We start from the raw sequence: 16,547 nt of genomic DNA on the forward strand, positions 1-16,547 counted from the left end.
CCGTGAAATTACAGTCGATAATGCGTCGTACCAGCAGTGATCTGCCCCTGTTGAAGACCGCCAGGATGAGTGGCAGCCCGCGTACCTGGCCGGCCGAGAAGCTCGAGCGGCTGCTCACCCCGCAAGAAATCGATCTGATTCGACGCGGCCGAATCTGACCCCGCTGTTCCCAGGCTCGACGCCACCACTGGCCTCCCATAACCGGCCCGGTGGTGGCATGCTCGAAGGGTTGACGAGCACCAGTCCTGGAGGGTCATGAAACCGGTCATTCTCAGCGTCGACGACGATCCCGGAGTGTCGAGATCGGTCGCCCGCGATCTGCGTCGTCGCTACGGTGAGCAGTACCGCATCGTGCGCGCCGAGTCCGGTGCCGGGGCGCTCGACGCCCTGAAGGAACTCGCGCTGCGCGGCACCCCGGTCGCCATTCTGTTGGCCGACTACCGCATGCCGCAGATGAGCGGCATGGAATTTCTCGAGCAGGCCATGGACATCTTCCCGACGGCCCGTCGCATCCTCCTCACCGCATACGCGGACACCGACGCCGCGATCGACGCGATCAACGTCATCGATCTCGACTACTACCTGCTCAAGCCGTGGGATCCGCCCGAGGAAAAGCTCTACCCCGTGCTCGACGCCCAACTCGAGGCCTGGTGTGCGTACGACCACCGGGCCGTCGAGGACACCAAGATCATCGGCCATCGTTGGTCCGCGCGCTCGTCGGAGATCCGTGAGTTTCTTGCTCGCAATCAGCTGCCGTATCGCTGGTACATGTCCGACGAGTCCGAGGGTGCACGGCTGCTGGCGGCCGCCGGCGTGGACGGAAGCCGCTTGCCGGTGGTCATCACCACCGAGGGCGATGCGTTGATCGAACCGTCCGATGCCGAGCTGGGCAATCGGCTCGGGTTGACGGTGTCCCCGTCCGAGGAGTTCTACGACCTGGTTGTCATCGGCGGCGGACCGGCGGGACTCGGAGCTGCGCTCTACGGCGCGTCCGAGGGTCTGCGGACGACCCTGATCGAACGGACCGCCACCGGCGGCCAGGCCGGTCAGAGTTCTCGAATCGAGAACTACCTGGGCTTTCCCGACGGGGTGTCGGGCGCGCAGCTCGCCGAGCGGGCTCGGCGGCAGGCGTTGAAGTTCGGTGCCGAGGTGGTCACCACCCAGGACGTCGTCGGTCTGGAAACCAACGGTGCCGCGAGAACCGTGCGGTTCGCCGACGGCCGCAGCATCAGTGCGCAGACGATCATCCTGTCCACCGGTGTCGCCTATCGCCGGCTGGACGCACCCGGAATCGACGACTTCACCGGCCGAGGCGTGTTCTACGGGTCGGCGATGACCGAGGCGGCGCGGTGCGCCGAGCAGGACGTCTACATCGTGGGCGGCGCGAACTCGGCGGGTCAGGCGGCGGTGTATCTCTCGCGCGGGGCCAAGTCGGTGACCATTCTGATCAGGGCGTCTTCCCTCGAGGCGTCGATGTCGTACTACCTCATCAAACAGATCGAAGAGAATCCGAAGATCAGCGTTCGGCCGTGCACCGAGGTCGTGGGTGTGTCGGGCGACGGTCACCTCGAGTCGATCACGCTGCGCAACCGGGCAACCGACGAGACCTCGACCGTCGACGCGCAGTATCTGTTCCTGTTCATCGGGGCGGCACCGCGCACCGAGTGGCTCGACGGAGTGCTCGTGAGGGACGACCATGGATTTGTGGTCACCGGGCCGGATCTCGTCGTCGACGGTCGTGGGCCTGCCGGGTGGACGCCCACTCGGCTCCCACACCACCTCGAGACGAGTGTGCCCGGTGTGTTCGCTGCCGGTGACGTACGGTCCGACTCGGCCAAACGCGTCGCGTCGGCAGTGGGAGAGGGAGCGATGGCCGTGATGCTGGTGCACAGATATCTGGCGAACCCGTGAATACACCCATATGTGATCCGGAGGAATTGCGGACGCTGTTCCTGTTCGAGCAGCTCACCGACGCGCAGTTGGCGGAACTCTGTCGAGACGGGCGTATCGAGACGATCGAGCCGGGGCCGGTGTACTCGGAGGGTGATCCGGCTACGTGCTTCTACGTTCTGATGGACGGAGCCGTGGTGCTCTCGAAGCTCTCGGGCGGGGAGGATCTGGTGGTCAATCGCACCTCGCAGCGCGGGGTGTACGCGGGTGCGTGGCAGGCCTACCTGGGTGATCGGGTGCCGCAGACGTACCAGGGTTCGATGCGGGTGACCGAACGCTCCCGGTTCTTCGTGCTCGACGCCGAGTGCTTCGCGTCCATCGTGCGGGAGTGGTTCCCGATGGCGCTGCACCTGCTCGAGGGATTGTTCTTCGGCAATCAGAACACCAAGCAGATAGTCGAACAGCGAGAACGCTTGTTGGCGTTGGGTTCTCTGTCGGCCGGGTTGACGCACGAGCTGAACAATCCGGCGGCGGCTGCGGTGCGGGCGACATCGGCGTTGCGTGATCGGGTGGCGCACATGCGGCAGAAGTTGGCGATGATCGCCGGCGGCACTCTCGATCGCGGCAGCATGGCGCATCTGGTCGGACTGCAGAACGAGGCCGTGGAGCTGGTGGCCAAGGCTCCGAAGCTGACCGCGATGGAGGCGTCGGACCGCGAGGACGAACTCGGAGAATGGTTCGAGGACAAGGGCATCGGCGACGGTTGGGATCTGGCTCCGACGTTCGTCTCGGCCGGTCTCGATGTTCCGTGGCTCGACCGGGTCGCGGCGACGGTCGACGATCCGACGATGCTCGAGGGTGCGATCCGGTGGCTCAACTACACCGTCGAAACCGAGTTGTTGATGAACGAGATCGCAGATTCGACCACCCGGATCTCCACGCTCGTCGGTGCCGCGAAGCAGTATTCGCAGATGGATCGTGCGCCGTACCGAACGGTGGATGTGCGCGAACTGCTCGACAGCACGCTGATCATGTTGGGCCGCAAGATCGGTGACGACATCCGGGTGGTGAAGGATTACGACCCCGCAGTGCCGCCCATCCCGGTCTACGCCGCCGAGCTCAATCAGGTGTGGACGAACCTGATCGACAACGCGGTGCAGGCCATGGGCGCGAAGGGCACGTTGACGGTGCGTACATCGTTGGACGAGGATCAGGTCCAGATCGAGATTTGTGATACCGGACCCGGTGTGCCGCAGGAGATTCGGTCGCGCATTTTCGAGCCGTTCTTCACGACCAAGCCGGTCGGCGAAGGCACCGGTCTCGGCCTGGACATCTCGTGGCGCATCGTGGTGAACAAGCATCAGGGTGAGCTGCGAGTGGTGTCCGAACCCGGTGACACGCGATTCATCGTGCGGCTACCCGTCAACCCGGCGACAGAGGAGGCATCATGACCATCGAAGGCATCGATCCGCAGGTACCACCGTCGGGCCCGGGGTGCGTGGAGTGCACGCAGACGCAGGGTTGGTGGGTGCATCTGAGACGGTGCGCGCAGTGCGGGCACATCGGATGTTGTGATTCCTCGCCGTCCCAGCACGCCAGCAAACATGCCGAGTCCACCCGGCACCAGTTCGTGCGGAGCTACGAGCCCGGCGAGGAGTGGTTCTACAACTACGCCGACGAGCAGATGTACGACGGGCCGGAATTGGCTCCACCGCAACATCATCCACTCGATCAGACCGTTCCCGGTCCGCGTGAGCGGGTACCGTCGAACTGGCAGAGTCTGATCAATTGAACGCGAACCTGACGCGACCCACCGAGGTGTCGGCCGAGGATTTCCTCGCCGCTGTGGAGCACCCGGTTCGCCGTGCGGACGGTCTCGTTCTTGCGGAGATGATGGGTCGGGTGACCGGGGAGCCGGCAGTGATGTGGGGGCCGACGATGGTGGGTTTCGGTTCCTACCGGTACGCCACGGACAGTGGTCGTCGGGGCGAGTGTTTTGTCGTCGGGTTCTCTCCGCGAAAGGCGAGTCTGTCGCTGTACGGCACGACGTACGCCCCCGAATCGGACGTCTTGCTCGAACAGCTGGGAAAACACAAGCGAGGAGCAGGTTGCCTGTACGTGAACAAGCTCGCCGATGTGGACATAGCGATTCTCGAGCAACTGGTGGCATACAACTACCCGTACATACTGGGTAACCTCGCGTCATGACCGTGATCGCGGAGGACCTGCTGCTGTTGTTGCTCGACGACGACTCGGGCAGGCCGCTGGCCGACAGCACGAAGTTGCCGCGGGTACTGGCGGGTGCGTTGGTGGTCGAGCTCGCGATGAGCGGATCGCTGCGCATCACCGGTCCCGACGAGGAGATCAAGAAGGACCATGTGGTCGTCGCAGGCTCCACGACCGAATCTCCGAGTGACCCGGCGTTGCGTCGGGTGTTCGATCTCGTCGCGTCGGCGTCGCGGCCGATGAAGCCCCAGAAGGTGATCGAGAAATCGCAGAAGAATGTGGCGAAGGAACTGGCTGCGCGTCTCGTCGCACAGGGCTTCGTGACCGAGAAGAAGGACAAGGTGTGGGGATTGTTCCCGACGACGACGTGGCCTGCTCGTGACACCTCGCACGAGAAGGTGTTGCGAGATGCCCTGCGCAGCGCGCTGGTCGACGGGACGACGCCGTCGCCCCACACGGCCGCGTTGATCTCGTTGATCTCGGCGGTCGATCTGACGCACAAGGTGATCGTGGACGCGGACAAGAAGCAGCTGAAGCACCGCGCGAAGCAGATCGCCGAAGGAGAGTGGGCCGGCGCGGCTGTGCGCAAGGCCGTCTCGGATGTGAACGCCGCGGTGATGGCCGCGGTGATGGTGCCCGTCATCGTGTCGACCACGAGCAGCTGAAGGCCAGGTCATGAGTAGAAGCGTTGCAATTCTCTTGTTCGACGATGTCGAGGTACTCGACGCGTGCGGTCCGTTCGAGGTGTTCTCGGTTGCCAATCGGGTGGCCGAACGCGCCGGTGGCGCTGCGCCTTTCGAGGTGACGCTCGTCGGAATCGACGACAGGGCGGTCGTTGCTCGGGGCGGAATGAGGATCGGCGTCGACACCACGGTCGACGATCCGCGGGGATACGACGTCGTCGTGGTGCCGGGCGGTGTCGTCGATGCGGTCTCGGTCGACAGTCGTGTTCTGCAGTGGTTGAAGCGACTTCGGTCCGACGCCGAGTTGGTGGCGTCGGTGTGCACCGGTGTTTTCGTACTGGCGGCGGCCGGGCTGCTCGATGCTCGACCCGTCACCACGCACTGGGAAGACCTGGAATTGCTACGGGAACGATGGCCTGCGCTCACCGTGCACGAGGGTGTTCGTTACGTCGACCACGGTGATCTGGCGACGTCCGCCGGAATCAGTGCCGGTCTGGATCTGGCGTTGCATCTGGTCGCGCGGTGGGCGGGAGCGGATCACGCTCTCGCCACCGCGGGCCAGATGGACTACGACTGGTCAGGCGCTGAGCACCCGTAGGACCAGGGCGACGACGGCGAACACGGCCAGGCCTGCGGCAGGCGCGAATTCCTTGTCCTTGATCCGCACGTGCGCGGCGACGGCACCGACGAAGTAGAGGATGACGCCGACGGCAGCGGCGACGCCGATGGGCCAGACGTACAGGCCGACCAGGAGGCCGACGGCTCCGAGTAGTTCCGCGTAGGCGAGCCACGGAATCTTCTCGGCGGGAACGCCGACCTGCTCGAGCATCGGGACGACGGATGGGTTCTTCGTCAGTTTCCCGATAGCGGAGAACGTGAGTGTCACGGCGAGCAACACCGAGACGATGACGGTTGCGATGAACATGAGTCCCGCTTTCATTTCTGAGGCCACTAGTAATTCAGAAGCAGCGAGTCGGACTGTAGCACCCTCGGTAGGGTGGAGCCATGGCAACGAATGGAGAGATCGATGATCCGCGTGCCTGCGACGGAGCATTGACGAAGGCCTTCGGCTTCCTCGGCAAGAGGTGGAACGGAATCCTTCTTGCGACGCTGATGAACGGGCCGATGGGATTCTCGGACCTGCGTCGTGCCGTCGGTGGTATCAGCGATTCGGTGTTGTCCGATCGACTCGGAGAACTCGCCAAGGCAGGGCTGGTGGCGCGCACCGTCGACGACGGGCCGCCCATCTCGGTGGAATACAGCCTGACGCGATCCGGCGAGGCGCTGCTGCCGTCACTGCAGGCGCTGACCGAGTGGTCCTCGAAAAACCTCTGACCCCCGCGAGAGGCTCGCGAGGGTCAGAGAGTGGTGGAGACGGGTCAGCCGGGGTTGTTCTGGTTCTGCCCCTCGGCCGAGTCGGCGAACTCCTGGGTGTCGAACACTTCGCCGCCGAGTGGGTCGACCGGAGCGTTGTCTCCGGAGTACTCGACTGCACCGGTCTCGGGATGAACCTCGAGCTGTTCGGTGGAGACCTCGTGCACCGCGAGTACGACGCTTCCGTCGGAGCGCGAGGACGTCAGTCCCTCCCGTGAGGGTGCCAGTCCGGAGAACGTCGTCGAGATCCCGGCCGTCGCTCGCTTTCGAGGCGCGGCAGGCGTGGCAACCGTCGGTTCGTCGCCTGCGACGTCCGAGGTGGTGGTCACGCGTACGTACCGCGGTGTGGTGGCAACGTCGTAGCGGAAAGCCTTGAGCATCGACACACAGGCGAGTACCAACACCACCGAGAACGGCACGGCCGTGGCTATCGACATCGTCTGCAACGCCGTCAGTGAACTCGTTCCACCGACGAGCAGCAGCACTGCCGCGGCGATGCCTTGCAGTACGGCCCAGTAGACCCGGGTGATCTTCGGCGTTTCCAGTTCGCCGCCGGTCGAGAGAATGTCGATGACCAACGATCCCGAGTCCGAGGACGTCACGAAGAAGAACACGATGACCGCGATGGCGATGACGCTGGTGATCGCGGCGATCGGGAGGCCGTCGAGCACCTGGAACAGGCTGGTGTTGGTGTTCACCGCGCCCTCGGCGTCGAGCAGATCTCCCTCGTTGCGCTGCCGGAGGATGCCGGTGTCGCCGAAGATGGTGAACCACAGCGACCCGACGATGGTCGGAGCCAGCAGCACGCCGAACACGAATTCACGGATGGTGCGGCCACGGGAGATGCGAGCGATGAACATGCCGACGAACGGTGCCCAGCTCATCCACCAACCCCAGTAGAAGATGGTCCAGCCGCCGGCCCACCCGTCGTCGGAGAACGGTGAGGTGCGCAGCGCGAGCTCGGGCAGCGCCTGAACGTAGCCGCCGAGGTTCTGCACCCAGGACTGCATCAGGAACAGCGTCGGACCCAGGAGCAGTACGAACAGGGCCAGCGCAGCCGCGAGGCCCATGTTGATGTTGGAGAGCCACTTCAGTCCCTTGGAAACGCCACTGACCACAGAGAAGGTGGCGATGCCGGTGATCGCGGCAATGAGCACGATGACGAACCAGTTGGTGGTCTCGACCCAGCCGAGATACTCCAGCCCGGCCGAGATCTGCTGGACGCCGAACCCGAGCGAGGTCGCGACGCCGAACAGGGTGCCGACGATGGCGACGGTGTCGATGGTGTGACCGATCGGACCCTCGATGCGCTTGCGGCCGAGCAGCGGCTCGAGCAACCAGCGGACGGTCAGCGGACGACCCTTGCGGTAGGTCATGTACGCCATGCCGAGTCCGACGACGACGTAGATCGCCCATGCGTGCAGGCCCCAGTGGAACAGTGTGAGTTCCATCGCCTGACGCGCGGAGGCGTCGGTGCTGCCGGGGATGCCACCGGCTTCGGGCGGCGTCACGTAGTGCGAGAGCGGCTCGGCGACGCCGTAGAACACCAGGCCGATGCCCATGCCGGCGCTGAACAGCATGGCGAACCAGGACAGGACGCCGAACTCGGGCTTCTCGTCGTCTCGGCCGAGGCGGATGTTGCCCACTCGGCTCAATCCGCAGTACAGGGCGAACAGCACAAAACCGGTCGCGGCCAGGATGTACCACCAGCCGACGCCTGCGGTGATGGCCTCGTTCAGTTTCTCGAACGAATCCGCCGCCGTGCTCGCGTAGACCACGGAGAAGGCGATCATCACGAAGATGATGATCGATGCGGGGACGAAAACCGGTTTGAGCAGGCCTCCCCAGGCTTCTTTTATTGCTTTCACTTACTTGACTTCCTTACAACTCGAGTCACCGTAATCGGCTGACCACTATCGGTTTGCCGTTCTTTTTCTCTTGTTTCGGTCAAGTACCGGTAATCACCATAAACGACATCGGTGCAGGTGGCGAAACGTGTGAGGGCCGCCGAACTGGGAAACGGGCGAACGTGTGGTTTCTGCCGAGTCGCCCCGAACGGTCGAACGGACTACAGTTCTGCCGATGCTGCGGACATGTCCGGTTGTGTCACCCCTCGTATTTCGTGGCGTGAACAATGTTGTGCGGCAGGTGATTCGGTGACCAGTCGATTGCAGCCGGGTTCGGAGTTCGCCGGCTTTCGGGTTCAGCGCCGCCTCGGGGTCGGCGGTATGAGCGAGGTGTATCTGGTTCTCGGGCGCGGCCACGATCGGCTCGAGGCCCTCAAGATCCTGGACCGGGAGGCGTCGCGATCACCGAGGTTGCGCAACAAGTTTCGGATGGAAGCGACCGTCGCCACCCAATTGGTGCACCCGAACATCGTGTCGGTGCACGAGCACGGTGAGTTCGAGCACCAACTGTGGATGTCCATGCACTACGTGGACGGCTACAGCGCCGCGCGGCTCGTCGCCCGCGGCCAGATCGCGCTCGACGTCTCCCGGGTGGCGCGCATCGTCGCCGAGGTGGCCAAGGGGCTCGACTACGCCCACTCGCAGGGCGTCGTGCATCGGGACGTCAAGCCCGCGAACATCCTCATCTCCACAGAGCGAATCGACGGTTACGAGCAGGTGTTGTTGTCGGACTGGGGAATTGCGCGCCTGCTGGGTGATTCGACCCCGCTCGCTGCAGGCGGGACGGTGCTGGCATCCATCCCGTACGCGGCACCGGAACTGCTTCGCGGGGGAGTGTTGAGTGCGCAGACCGACGTCTACGGCCTGGGGGCGACGCTGGTCGAACTGGCGACCGGCCGGACGCCGTATCCACTGGCCACGCCGTTGGCCATCACCGCAGCGCATCTCACGGCCGAGCCGCCGTCGGTCACGCGTCGTCGACGCTCGTTGCCGCGGGGGCTCGACGCGGTGGTCGCGCGGGCGTTGGCGAAGGACCCATCGGATCGTTTCGAGAACTGCGTCGCACTCAGCGACGCGGTGGCGGCAGCGGTGGCCGCAGGAGTTCCGGAACCGCCGCCGCGGCGGTCGCCGTTCACGAGGTCGCGCTGGCTCAAATTTTCCTGAACGCGTGACGGGGCACCGGTGTTCGGGCCCCGTCACGCGTGGGGGCTACTCCTCCGGTTCGGTCGGGCGGTTGGCCACCACCGGGTACTGGCCGGTGTAGCCGAGGCGTTCCTCGGCGACGGTGAGCACCTTGGTGCGCACCAGGAACCAGCCGCCGATCAGTGCCGGGATGATGACGACCAGAGTGGCGATGGTCCACGAGCCGATCGGGGCGTCGAAGGCCATCAGCACCAGCACGCCGAACAGGAACACCAGCGTCGCGTAGCTGGTGTACGGCGCTCCGAACAGGCGGAACTTGGGCCGCTCCACGATGCCCTTCTTGGACCAGCGGTACAGCTGGATCTGGCACAACACGATGGTGGCCCAGCTGGCGATGATGCCCAGTGCGGACATGTTCAGCACGATCTCGAACGCTTCGCCGGGGGCGATGGCGTTGAGCGCGACACCGAACAGCGTGATGAAGCAGGTGAGCAGAATGCCGCCGAACGGCACTCCGCCCTTGGTCATCTTCTTGGTGAAGTCCGGCGCACTGCCGTTCATCGCCATCGACCGCAGGATGCGGCCGGTCGAGTACAGCCCGGCGTTCAGGGAAGACAGTGCCGCCGTGAGCACCACGATGTTCATGATGGTGCCCGCGCCGCCGAGGCCGATGCTCGAGAAGAACGTCACGAACGGGGAGGTGCCGGACTGGTATGCGGTGTACGGCATCAGCAGGGCGAGCAGTACGAGCGAGCCGACGTAGAACAGTGCGATACGTGCGATGACCGAGTTGATCGCCCGCGGCATGATCTTCTCCGGGTTCTCGGTCTCGCCGGCGGCGGTGCCCACCAATTCCACTGCGGCGTAGGCGAAAACGACACCCGAGATGACGATGACCAACGGCCACGCGCCCGACGGGAACAGGCCGCCGTTGTCGGTGATGAGACTGATGCCCGGCATCTGGGTACCGACGGGGATGCGGCCCGCGAGGAACACCACGCCCACGATCAGGAACGTCACCAACGCGATGACCTTGATGATCGCCGCCCAGAACTCCATCTCACCGAACCACTTGACCGACACGAGGTTCAGGCTCATGACGATGACGAGGGCGATCAACGCGATGACCCATTGCGGAATCACCTCGAAGCTGCCCCAGTAGTGCATGTACGTCGCGATGGCCGTCACGTCGACGATCGCGGTCATCGCCCAGTTCAGGAAGTACATCCAGCCCGCGACGAACGCTGCTTTCTCGCCGAAGAACTCGCGTGCGTACGAGACGAAGCTGCCCGAGGACGGGCGGTGCAGCACCAGCTCGCCGAGTGCGCGCAGGATGAAGAAGACGAAGATTCCACAGAGGGCGTAGGCGAGGAAGAGGCCGGGCCCGGCACTGGCGAGTCGTCCGCCCGCTCCGAGGAACAGGCCGGTGCCGATGGCACCGCCGATCGCGATCATCTGCAACTGACGAGGTTTGAGGCCCTTGTGGTAGCCCTCTTCCTCGTGGTCCATCGCCGAGTTGTCGTACGAAGTGTCGACCGTATCGGACATGTTTCGATCCTTACTGTCGGATTTGTAGGGTTTTGTCCGAATTTTTTGGCGTCGAAGCTGTTGTCACTCAACGGTATTGGCGTCGATGGTTCGATGCACAGTATTCGGATGTTAACAACGCGTACGGGTGTGAACAGTGCGTGACGAATGGCGTCTCGGCCGAGCATCTGCTCGAGGCGTGCTTCGGGCGGTGGCGTCGGGAATGGGTGTAGTCGTGGTTCACCCCTCGGTCGGCACCGGTGGCCGACCTTGCACTCGCCATGGTCGAGTGCTAGAAATGCAGTTGGCACTCTCGACACGTGAGTGCCAGGTCGGGACACGGTGAGGCCGGGGAATCAACGACACCCCTGGTCGTCCGTCGCGGGCACCGAGCTCGGCCAGCAATGTGTCACCCCCAATCCGGAGGATCACTTCGCAATGGCCAAGATCATCGCGTTCGACGAAGAGGCACGCCGTGGCCTCGAGCGAGGCCTCAATGCCCTCGCCGACGCAGTAAAGGTGACGTTGGGCCCCAAGGGTCGCAACGTCGTACTCGAGAAGAAGTGGGGAGCTCCCACGATCACCAACGATGGTGTTTCCATCGCCAAGGAGATCGAGCTCGAAGATCCCTACGAGAAGATCGGTGCCGAGCTCGTCAAGGAGGTCGCCAAGAAGACCGACGACGTCGCAGGCGACGGCACCACCACCGCTACCGTTCTCGCTCAGGCACTCGTCCGTGAAGGCCTGCGCAACGTCGCAGCCGGCGCGAACCCGCTCGGCCTCAAGCGCGGCATCGAGAAGGCTGTTGCAGCCGTCACCGAGTCGCTGCTCGCGTCCGCCAAGGAGATCGACACCAAGGAGCAGATCGCTGCTACCGCTGGCATCTCCGCAGGCGACCCGTCCATCGGCGAGCTCATCGCCGAGGCAATGGACAAGGTCGGCAAGGAAGGCGTCATCACGGTCGAGGAGTCCAACACCTTCGGCCTGCAGCTCGAGCTCACCGAGGGCATGCGCTTCGACAAGGGCTACATCTCGGCGTACTTCGCCACCGATGCAGAGCGCCAGGAAGCCGTCCTCGAAGACGCGTACATCCTGCTCGTCAGCTCCAAGATCAGCACCGTCAAGGACCTGCTGCCCCTGCTGGAGAAGGTCATCCAGTCCGGCAAGCCGCTCGTCATCATCGCCGAGGACGTCGAGGGCGAAGCTCTCTCCACCCTCGTGGTGAACAAGATCCGTGGCACCTTCAAGTCCGTCGCCGTCAAGGCTCCCGGATTCGGTGACCGTCGCAAGGCGCAGCTCGCCGACATCGCCATCCTCACCGGTGGCGAGGTCATCAGCGAAGAGGTCGGCCTCTCCCTGGAGACCGCCGGACTCGAGCTGCTCGGTCAGGCACGCAAGGTCGTCATCACCAAGGACGAGACCACCATCGTCGAGGGCTCGGGAGATTCCGACGCCATCGCCGGTCGCGTCAACCAGATCCGCGCCGAGATCGAGAACTCCGATTCCGACTACGACCGCGAGAAGCTGCAGGAGCGCCTGGCCAAGCTGGCCGGTGGCGTTGCAGTCATCAAGGCCGGAGCGGCAACCGAGGTCGAGCTCAAGGAGCGCAAGCACCGCATCGAAGATGCCGTGCGTAACGCCAAGGCAGCCGTCGAAGAAGGCATCGTCGCCGGTGGCGGCGTGGCACTGCTCCAGGCAGCGCCCGCACTCGACAACCTCAAGCTCGACGGTGACGAGGCAACCGGCGTGAATATCGTTCGCGTCGCACTGTCCGCCCCGCTCAAGCAGATCGCATTCAACGCAGGCCTCGAGCCCGGCGTCGTTGCGGACAAGGTCTCGAACCTGCCCGCAGGTCACGGCCTCAACGCCGCGACCAACGAGTACGAGGATCTGCTCGCTGCAGGCATCAACGACCCGGTCAAGGTCACCCGCTCGGCACTGCAGAACGCAGCGTCCATCGCGGCTCTGTTCCTCACCACCGAGGCCGTCGTCGCCGACAAGCCCGAGAAGGCCGGAGCGCCCGCAGGCGATCCGACCGGTGGCATGGGCGGCATGGACTTCTGAGTCCACCCCCTCGCTGAACAAGCCCGACTCCCTTTCGAGGGGGTCGGGCTTTTTCGTGTTCGAATCCGGTGCAGTGGGCCGCGCTGGGCGCGGTCAGCTGCACCCGATTCCGAAGCAGTCAGTCCCGGTGATACGCGATGTTGATGACGTTGCCGTCGGGAGCGCGAACGAAGAAGCGGCGCACGCCCCACGGCTCGGTGGTCAACGGATACACGATCTCGTAGCCGAGCTTCTGCGCTTCGGCGTACGCGCCCTCGACATCGTCGGTGTGCACCGACATCACAGAATCCTCCGGTGCGCTCTCGTCGCGGGTGACCAGCTGAACGCTGACCGGGCGATCGGGCGACGTCAGCCGCGCAACCCACCCCATATCGAACTCCTCCGAACGCAGACCGAGAAACTCGGAGTAGAACGACTTGGCCGCGTCCACGTTCGGCACGCGCAGATTAGTGATGATGCTTCTCGTTCTCATCGAACTCCCTCCGAAACGTGGCCGGTCGACACGAACCGGACGGTTCGACGGTAGCTGCGGCGTCTGTGCTCCGCAGCTGTTTCCTATTGAGTGAGGCGCCGCGCAGTGGTTAGGGTCGGTCATGACTCGTATCCGCTCGATGGCCGCCGCACTTGCCGTGACCGCGGCCTTGGCGGGCTGCTCCACCTCGGGAACCGCCACGCCGGCGTCGGCACCGACGACCACCGAGGTCACGGTCACCACTCAGCGCGCCGAGCCGACGCCTACAACGCCAACCACTACCTCGAGTGCCGTCGAGCCGTACGTCGTCGGCAGCACTCGAGTCACCGGATCAACCGTGCGTGCGACCTACGACGTCGCGATTCCGCAGCTCAGTGGCGGGAATCCCGCCGTGACGGCGGAGTTCAACGAGTCGATGCGCGCCGCGCTCCAGGATCAGATCGATGGTGACTACGGGAACGACTTCGCCCTCAGCGACGGCTACTCGACGGGTACGACCTACGTCGGGCGGCGCGTGATCAGTGCCGAACAGATCACCGGTTGGATCGCCGTGCCGCCAGGAGCGCACGGTAATTCACTGATTGCGACCGTGACGATCGACGCCGACACCGCACAGCCGATCTCCCTCGGTGATGCTTTCACCGATCTCGACGCGGGCCTGGCCCGGCTGTCGGACCGAGCAGCGGCAATTCTTCCGACCACCCGCGCAGGCGAGAGTTTCGAGCGCTCGGGTATCGAGCCGACGGTGGCCAACTTCGCGAACTGGACCGCATCGCCGGAGGGAATGAAGATTCACTTCGGGGACTACCAGGTGGGTTCCTACAGCATCGGCCTCATCACGATCACCGTGCCGTGGTCGGATCTCTCGGATGTCCTCGCTCCCGGTATGCAGGATGTGCTGAGCAGCTGACCCTCGGCGAGCCCGGGTGCCGCAATGCGAACATGGACCCATGATGATTCGTGCAGGGGTGCTGGATGTGGCCTACGACCGCGTCGGTGACCCGTCCGGTCGTTCGGTGGTGCTGATGCACGGGTTTCCGTACGACCCGCGCGGTTATGACGACGTCGGCAGGCTGCTCGCCGAATCCGGCTACGACGTGGTGGTGCCGTACCTACGCGGCTTCGGACCCACCCGGTTCGTCGACGCGGACACGATGCGCTCCGGTGAGCAGGCCGCGATCGGCCACGACCTGCGCGAGTTGATCCTCGCGCTGGAACTGGACCAACCCATCGTCGCCGGCTACGACTGGGGCGGGCGAGCGGCGTGTGTCGTCGCCGCGCTGTGGCCCGAGTTGGTGTCCGGCCTGGTGAGCGTGTCCGGATATCTGATGCAGAACATCGCCGCGGCGGTATCCACGCCCGTGCTGCCGCACCTCGAGAAGCGGTACTGGTATCAGTACTACCTGCACTCCGAGCGGGGCCGCGCCGGGCTCGCGGCCTACCGCACGGAGATCGCGCAGACACTGTGGACGGATTGGTCGCCGACCTGGAGGTTCGGCGATTCTGAATTCGCGGCCACCGCACCGTCGTTCAACAACCCCGACTTCGTGGACGTGTCCGTGCATTCCTACCGGCATCGATACGGTCTCGAGTCAGGGGACGCGGCCTATGCAGCCACCCAGGAGTTGCTGACGCAGCAACCGAGGATCACGGTGCCCACGGTCGTGATCGATCCGACCGAGGACACCGTCGCCTCGCTGTACGGCACCCCGGACCACGCGGCGCATTTCACCGACCTGATCGACGTTCGTCAGGTCGATTGCGGCCACAACCCGCCTCAGGAATTACCCGGGCAGTTCGCCGACGCCGTCGTGACGCTGGGCCAGGTGGTCCGGGATCGCGAAAGGGGCTAGACGAACGATCTAGTCGACTGCGAGCTCGCCCAGTTCGTTCCAGTCGGTGCCGTCGACCTCTTGGCTGATGATCTTCGGGGTCTCCTGCAGGTACGGCGGGAGATCCTTCTGGGCCTGCTTGAAGTGATCCGAATTCACATGGGCGGCACCGGCGTCGGGATCCTTGAAAGCCTCCACCAGGACGTACTCGGTGGGGTCGTCGAGGGTGCGCGACCAGAAGTACCAGAGGCATCCCTCCTCGGCCTGGCATGCCTCGGTGAAGTCGCGTGAGATCTCGGGCCAGTTGTCGGCGTGCTCGGGCTTGACCTTGAACTTGGCGGTGATGAAGATCAACGTTGCTCCTCGTTGTTGGGGTTGTGTCGGTGGTTACTACCCGATTTCAGGGTACGAGAATCGCGCGGCCGCGAACCCGTCCGTTGTCGAGGTCGTCGATGGCACTCTGAAAGTCGTCCAGTGCGTAGGTCTGCGTATGCAGGTTCACGGCACCGCGCGCGGCGAGAGACATGAGATCGCACAGGTCGTTGTAGGACCCGACGAGGTTGCCGACGATGTTCTTCTCCGCCGACACCAGGTCGATGGTCGGCACGTCGACGTTCTCGCCGTAGCCGATCACGTGGTAGTCCCCGGCCCGTCTGGTCATCGCCAATCCCTCTGCGGTGGAGCCATTTTCGCCGACGAAGTCGAGTACCACCTCGGCACCGAATCCGCCGGTGAGTTCCATGACCTGATCGACCTGACTGCCGTCGGCGACCACCGCGTGATCGGCGCCAAGGGTGAGGGCGAGCTTGACGGCGTCGGCGTTGCGGTCGATGACGATGAGCTCCGCGGGCGACAGTGCCTCGAGCACCTGGATACCGATGTGGCCGAGACCGCCTGCACCGATGACGACGCACTTGTCGCGTGGAGTCAGCCGTCGGGCTGCTTTGGCTGCGGCGTGATAAGCGGTCAGGCCGGCATCCGCGAGTGCGGCCACCGCGGACGGTTCGAGTGAGTCGTCGATCTTCACGACTGTCCTGGCGTTGGTCCGCAGATAGTCTGCGTACCCACCGTTGGTGTCGATGCCGGGGAAGTCACTCGTCTCGCAATGCACGTCGTCACCGGACCGGCAGGCCCGGCACAACCCGCACGTCACCAGCGGATGCAGGATCACCTTGTCGCCCTCGCGGACGTTGGTGACGGCCGAGCCGACCGCGTGCACCCACCCGGCGTTCTCGTGCCCGATCGTGTACGGCAGTGTGACGCCGGACTTCTCGGCCCACTGTCCTTCGAGGATGTGCAGATCGGTACGGCACACGCCCGCGCCGCCGATCTTGACGATCACGTCGAGAGGGCCTCGAACCTCGGGAATCGGTACCTCGGTCATCTCCAGATTCTTGTGGTAGCCGACCACCTGGACGGCGCGCATCGT

General features: G+C 64.5%; 18 protein-coding genes. 12 read left to right on the forward strand and 6 right to left on the reverse strand.

All coding sequences use genetic code 11. The annotated features are described in order from the left end of the window. Window positions 1–20: 20 nt before the first annotated feature. From CH271_RS28665 to CH271_RS03260, 7 genes are all read left to right on the forward strand, one after another. Window positions 21–158 (forward strand): hypothetical protein, encoded by a 138-nt coding sequence (locus CH271_RS28665; protein ID WP_155288428.1) that lies wholly within the window; start codon window positions 21–23, stop codon window positions 156–158. A gap of 97 nt (window positions 159–255) precedes the next feature. Then, window positions 256–1,911: an FAD-dependent oxidoreductase gene (locus CH271_RS03235; RefSeq protein WP_094632633.1), complete on the forward strand. Its 1,656-nt coding sequence runs from the start codon at window positions 256–258 to the stop codon at window positions 1,909–1,911. Then, window positions 1,908–3,341 (forward strand): ATP-binding protein, encoded by a 1,434-nt coding sequence (locus CH271_RS29480; RefSeq protein WP_094632634.1) that lies wholly within the window; start codon window positions 1,908–1,910, stop codon window positions 3,339–3,341. Before CH271_RS03235 ends, CH271_RS29480 begins: the two co-directional genes overlap by 4 nt. Next, on the forward strand, window positions 3,338–3,682 hold the full coding sequence (locus CH271_RS03245) for a UBP-type zinc finger domain-containing protein (protein WP_032380273.1): 345 nt from the start codon (window positions 3,338–3,340) through the stop codon (window positions 3,680–3,682). Before CH271_RS29480 ends, CH271_RS03245 begins: the two co-directional genes overlap by 4 nt. Further along, window positions 3,679–4,098, forward strand: a complete 420-nt coding sequence (locus CH271_RS03250) for a DUF1801 domain-containing protein (protein WP_094632635.1) — start codon at window positions 3,679–3,681, stop codon at window positions 4,096–4,098. The genes CH271_RS03245 and CH271_RS03250 overlap by 4 nt, the downstream gene beginning before the upstream one ends. After that, the gene (locus CH271_RS03255; protein WP_094632636.1) at window positions 4,095–4,781 is read left to right on the forward strand and encodes a GOLPH3/VPS74 family protein; all 687 of its coding nucleotides are present in this window, start codon (window positions 4,095–4,097) and stop codon (window positions 4,779–4,781) included. The genes CH271_RS03250 and CH271_RS03255 overlap by 4 nt, the downstream gene beginning before the upstream one ends. Before the next feature lie 10 nt (window positions 4,782–4,791). Next, window positions 4,792–5,397 carry a DJ-1/PfpI family protein gene (locus tag CH271_RS03260; protein ID WP_094632637.1) on the forward strand — a complete coding sequence of 202 codons (606 nt, stop codon included), beginning with the start codon at window positions 4,792–4,794 and terminating at the stop codon, window positions 5,395–5,397. Here the strand turns inward: CH271_RS03260 and CH271_RS03265 are convergent. Then, the gene (locus tag CH271_RS03265; RefSeq protein WP_094632753.1) at window positions 5,377–5,724 is read right to left on the reverse strand and encodes a DoxX family protein; all 348 of its coding nucleotides are present in this window, start codon (window positions 5,722–5,724) and stop codon (window positions 5,377–5,379) included. The genes CH271_RS03260 and CH271_RS03265 overlap by 21 nt on opposite strands. A gap of 80 nt (window positions 5,725–5,804) precedes the next feature. Between CH271_RS03265 and CH271_RS03270 the strand changes: the two genes are divergently transcribed. Next, window positions 5,805–6,134 carry a winged helix-turn-helix transcriptional regulator gene (locus tag CH271_RS03270; RefSeq protein ID WP_094632638.1) on the forward strand — a complete coding sequence of 110 codons (330 nt, stop codon included), beginning with the start codon at window positions 5,805–5,807 and terminating at the stop codon, window positions 6,132–6,134. Window positions 6,135–6,178: 44 nt separating this feature from the next. Here the strand turns inward: CH271_RS03270 and CH271_RS03275 are convergent, their stop codons facing one another. Next, entirely contained in the window at window positions 6,179–8,041 is a 1,863-nt protein-coding gene (locus tag CH271_RS03275) for a BCCT family transporter (protein ID WP_179274744.1), read from the reverse strand. Between the two features lie 288 nt (window positions 8,042–8,329). Here CH271_RS03275 and CH271_RS03280 point away from each other — a divergent pair, with 288 nt between their 5' ends. Continuing rightward, a complete protein-coding gene (locus CH271_RS03280; protein WP_256986170.1) occupies window positions 8,330–9,244 on the forward strand; it encodes a serine/threonine-protein kinase in 915 nt (304 codons plus the stop codon). Window positions 9,245–9,289: 45 nt separating this feature from the next. Here CH271_RS03280 and CH271_RS03285 read toward each other — a convergent pair whose 3' ends face one another. Further along, the gene (locus tag CH271_RS03285; RefSeq protein WP_037186771.1) at window positions 9,290–10,771 is read right to left on the reverse strand and encodes an amino acid permease; all 1,482 of its coding nucleotides are present in this window, start codon (window positions 10,769–10,771) and stop codon (window positions 9,290–9,292) included. A 417-nt stretch (window positions 10,772–11,188) separates the two neighbouring features. Between CH271_RS03285 and groL the strand changes: the two genes are divergently transcribed. Beyond that, window positions 11,189–12,814 carry a chaperonin GroEL gene (groL, locus tag CH271_RS03290; RefSeq protein WP_008713461.1) on the forward strand — a complete coding sequence of 542 codons (1,626 nt, stop codon included), beginning with the start codon at window positions 11,189–11,191 and terminating at the stop codon, window positions 12,812–12,814. A 118-nt stretch (window positions 12,815–12,932) separates the two neighbouring features. On the opposite strand, the gene CH271_RS03295 is transcribed toward groL, so the two are convergent. Then, a complete protein-coding gene (locus CH271_RS03295) occupies window positions 12,933–13,286 on the reverse strand; it encodes a VOC family protein (RefSeq protein ID WP_094632640.1) in 354 nt (117 codons plus the stop codon). Between the two features lie 121 nt (window positions 13,287–13,407). Here CH271_RS03295 and CH271_RS03300 point away from each other — a divergent pair, with 121 nt between their 5' ends. Both CH271_RS03300 and CH271_RS03305 read left to right on the forward strand, forming a co-directional pair. Then, complete coding sequence (locus tag CH271_RS03300; RefSeq protein ID WP_094632641.1) at window positions 13,408–14,196, forward strand: RsiV family protein; 789 nt, start codon at window positions 13,408–13,410, stop codon at window positions 14,194–14,196. 40 nt (window positions 14,197–14,236) lie between these two features. Further along, window positions 14,237–15,139 (forward strand): alpha/beta fold hydrolase, encoded by a 903-nt coding sequence (locus CH271_RS03305; protein WP_094632642.1) that lies wholly within the window; start codon window positions 14,237–14,239, stop codon window positions 15,137–15,139. A 9-nt stretch (window positions 15,140–15,148) separates the two neighbouring features. Here the strand turns inward: CH271_RS03305 and CH271_RS03310 are convergent, their stop codons facing one another. Further along, entirely contained in the window at window positions 15,149–15,472 is a 324-nt protein-coding gene (locus CH271_RS03310; RefSeq protein WP_032382260.1) for a putative quinol monooxygenase, read from the reverse strand. Window positions 15,473–15,518: 46 nt separating this feature from the next. Continuing rightward, on the reverse strand, window positions 15,519–16,544 hold the full coding sequence (locus CH271_RS03315) for an NAD(P)-dependent alcohol dehydrogenase (protein ID WP_094632755.1): 1,026 nt from the start codon (window positions 16,542–16,544) through the stop codon (window positions 15,519–15,521). Window positions 16,545–16,547 lie beyond the last annotated feature (3 nt).

The sequence above is a fragment of the Rhodococcus sp. 05-340-2 genome (assembly GCF_002258915.1).
Taxonomy (GTDB): domain Bacteria; phylum Actinomycetota; class Actinomycetes; order Mycobacteriales; family Mycobacteriaceae; genus Rhodococcoides.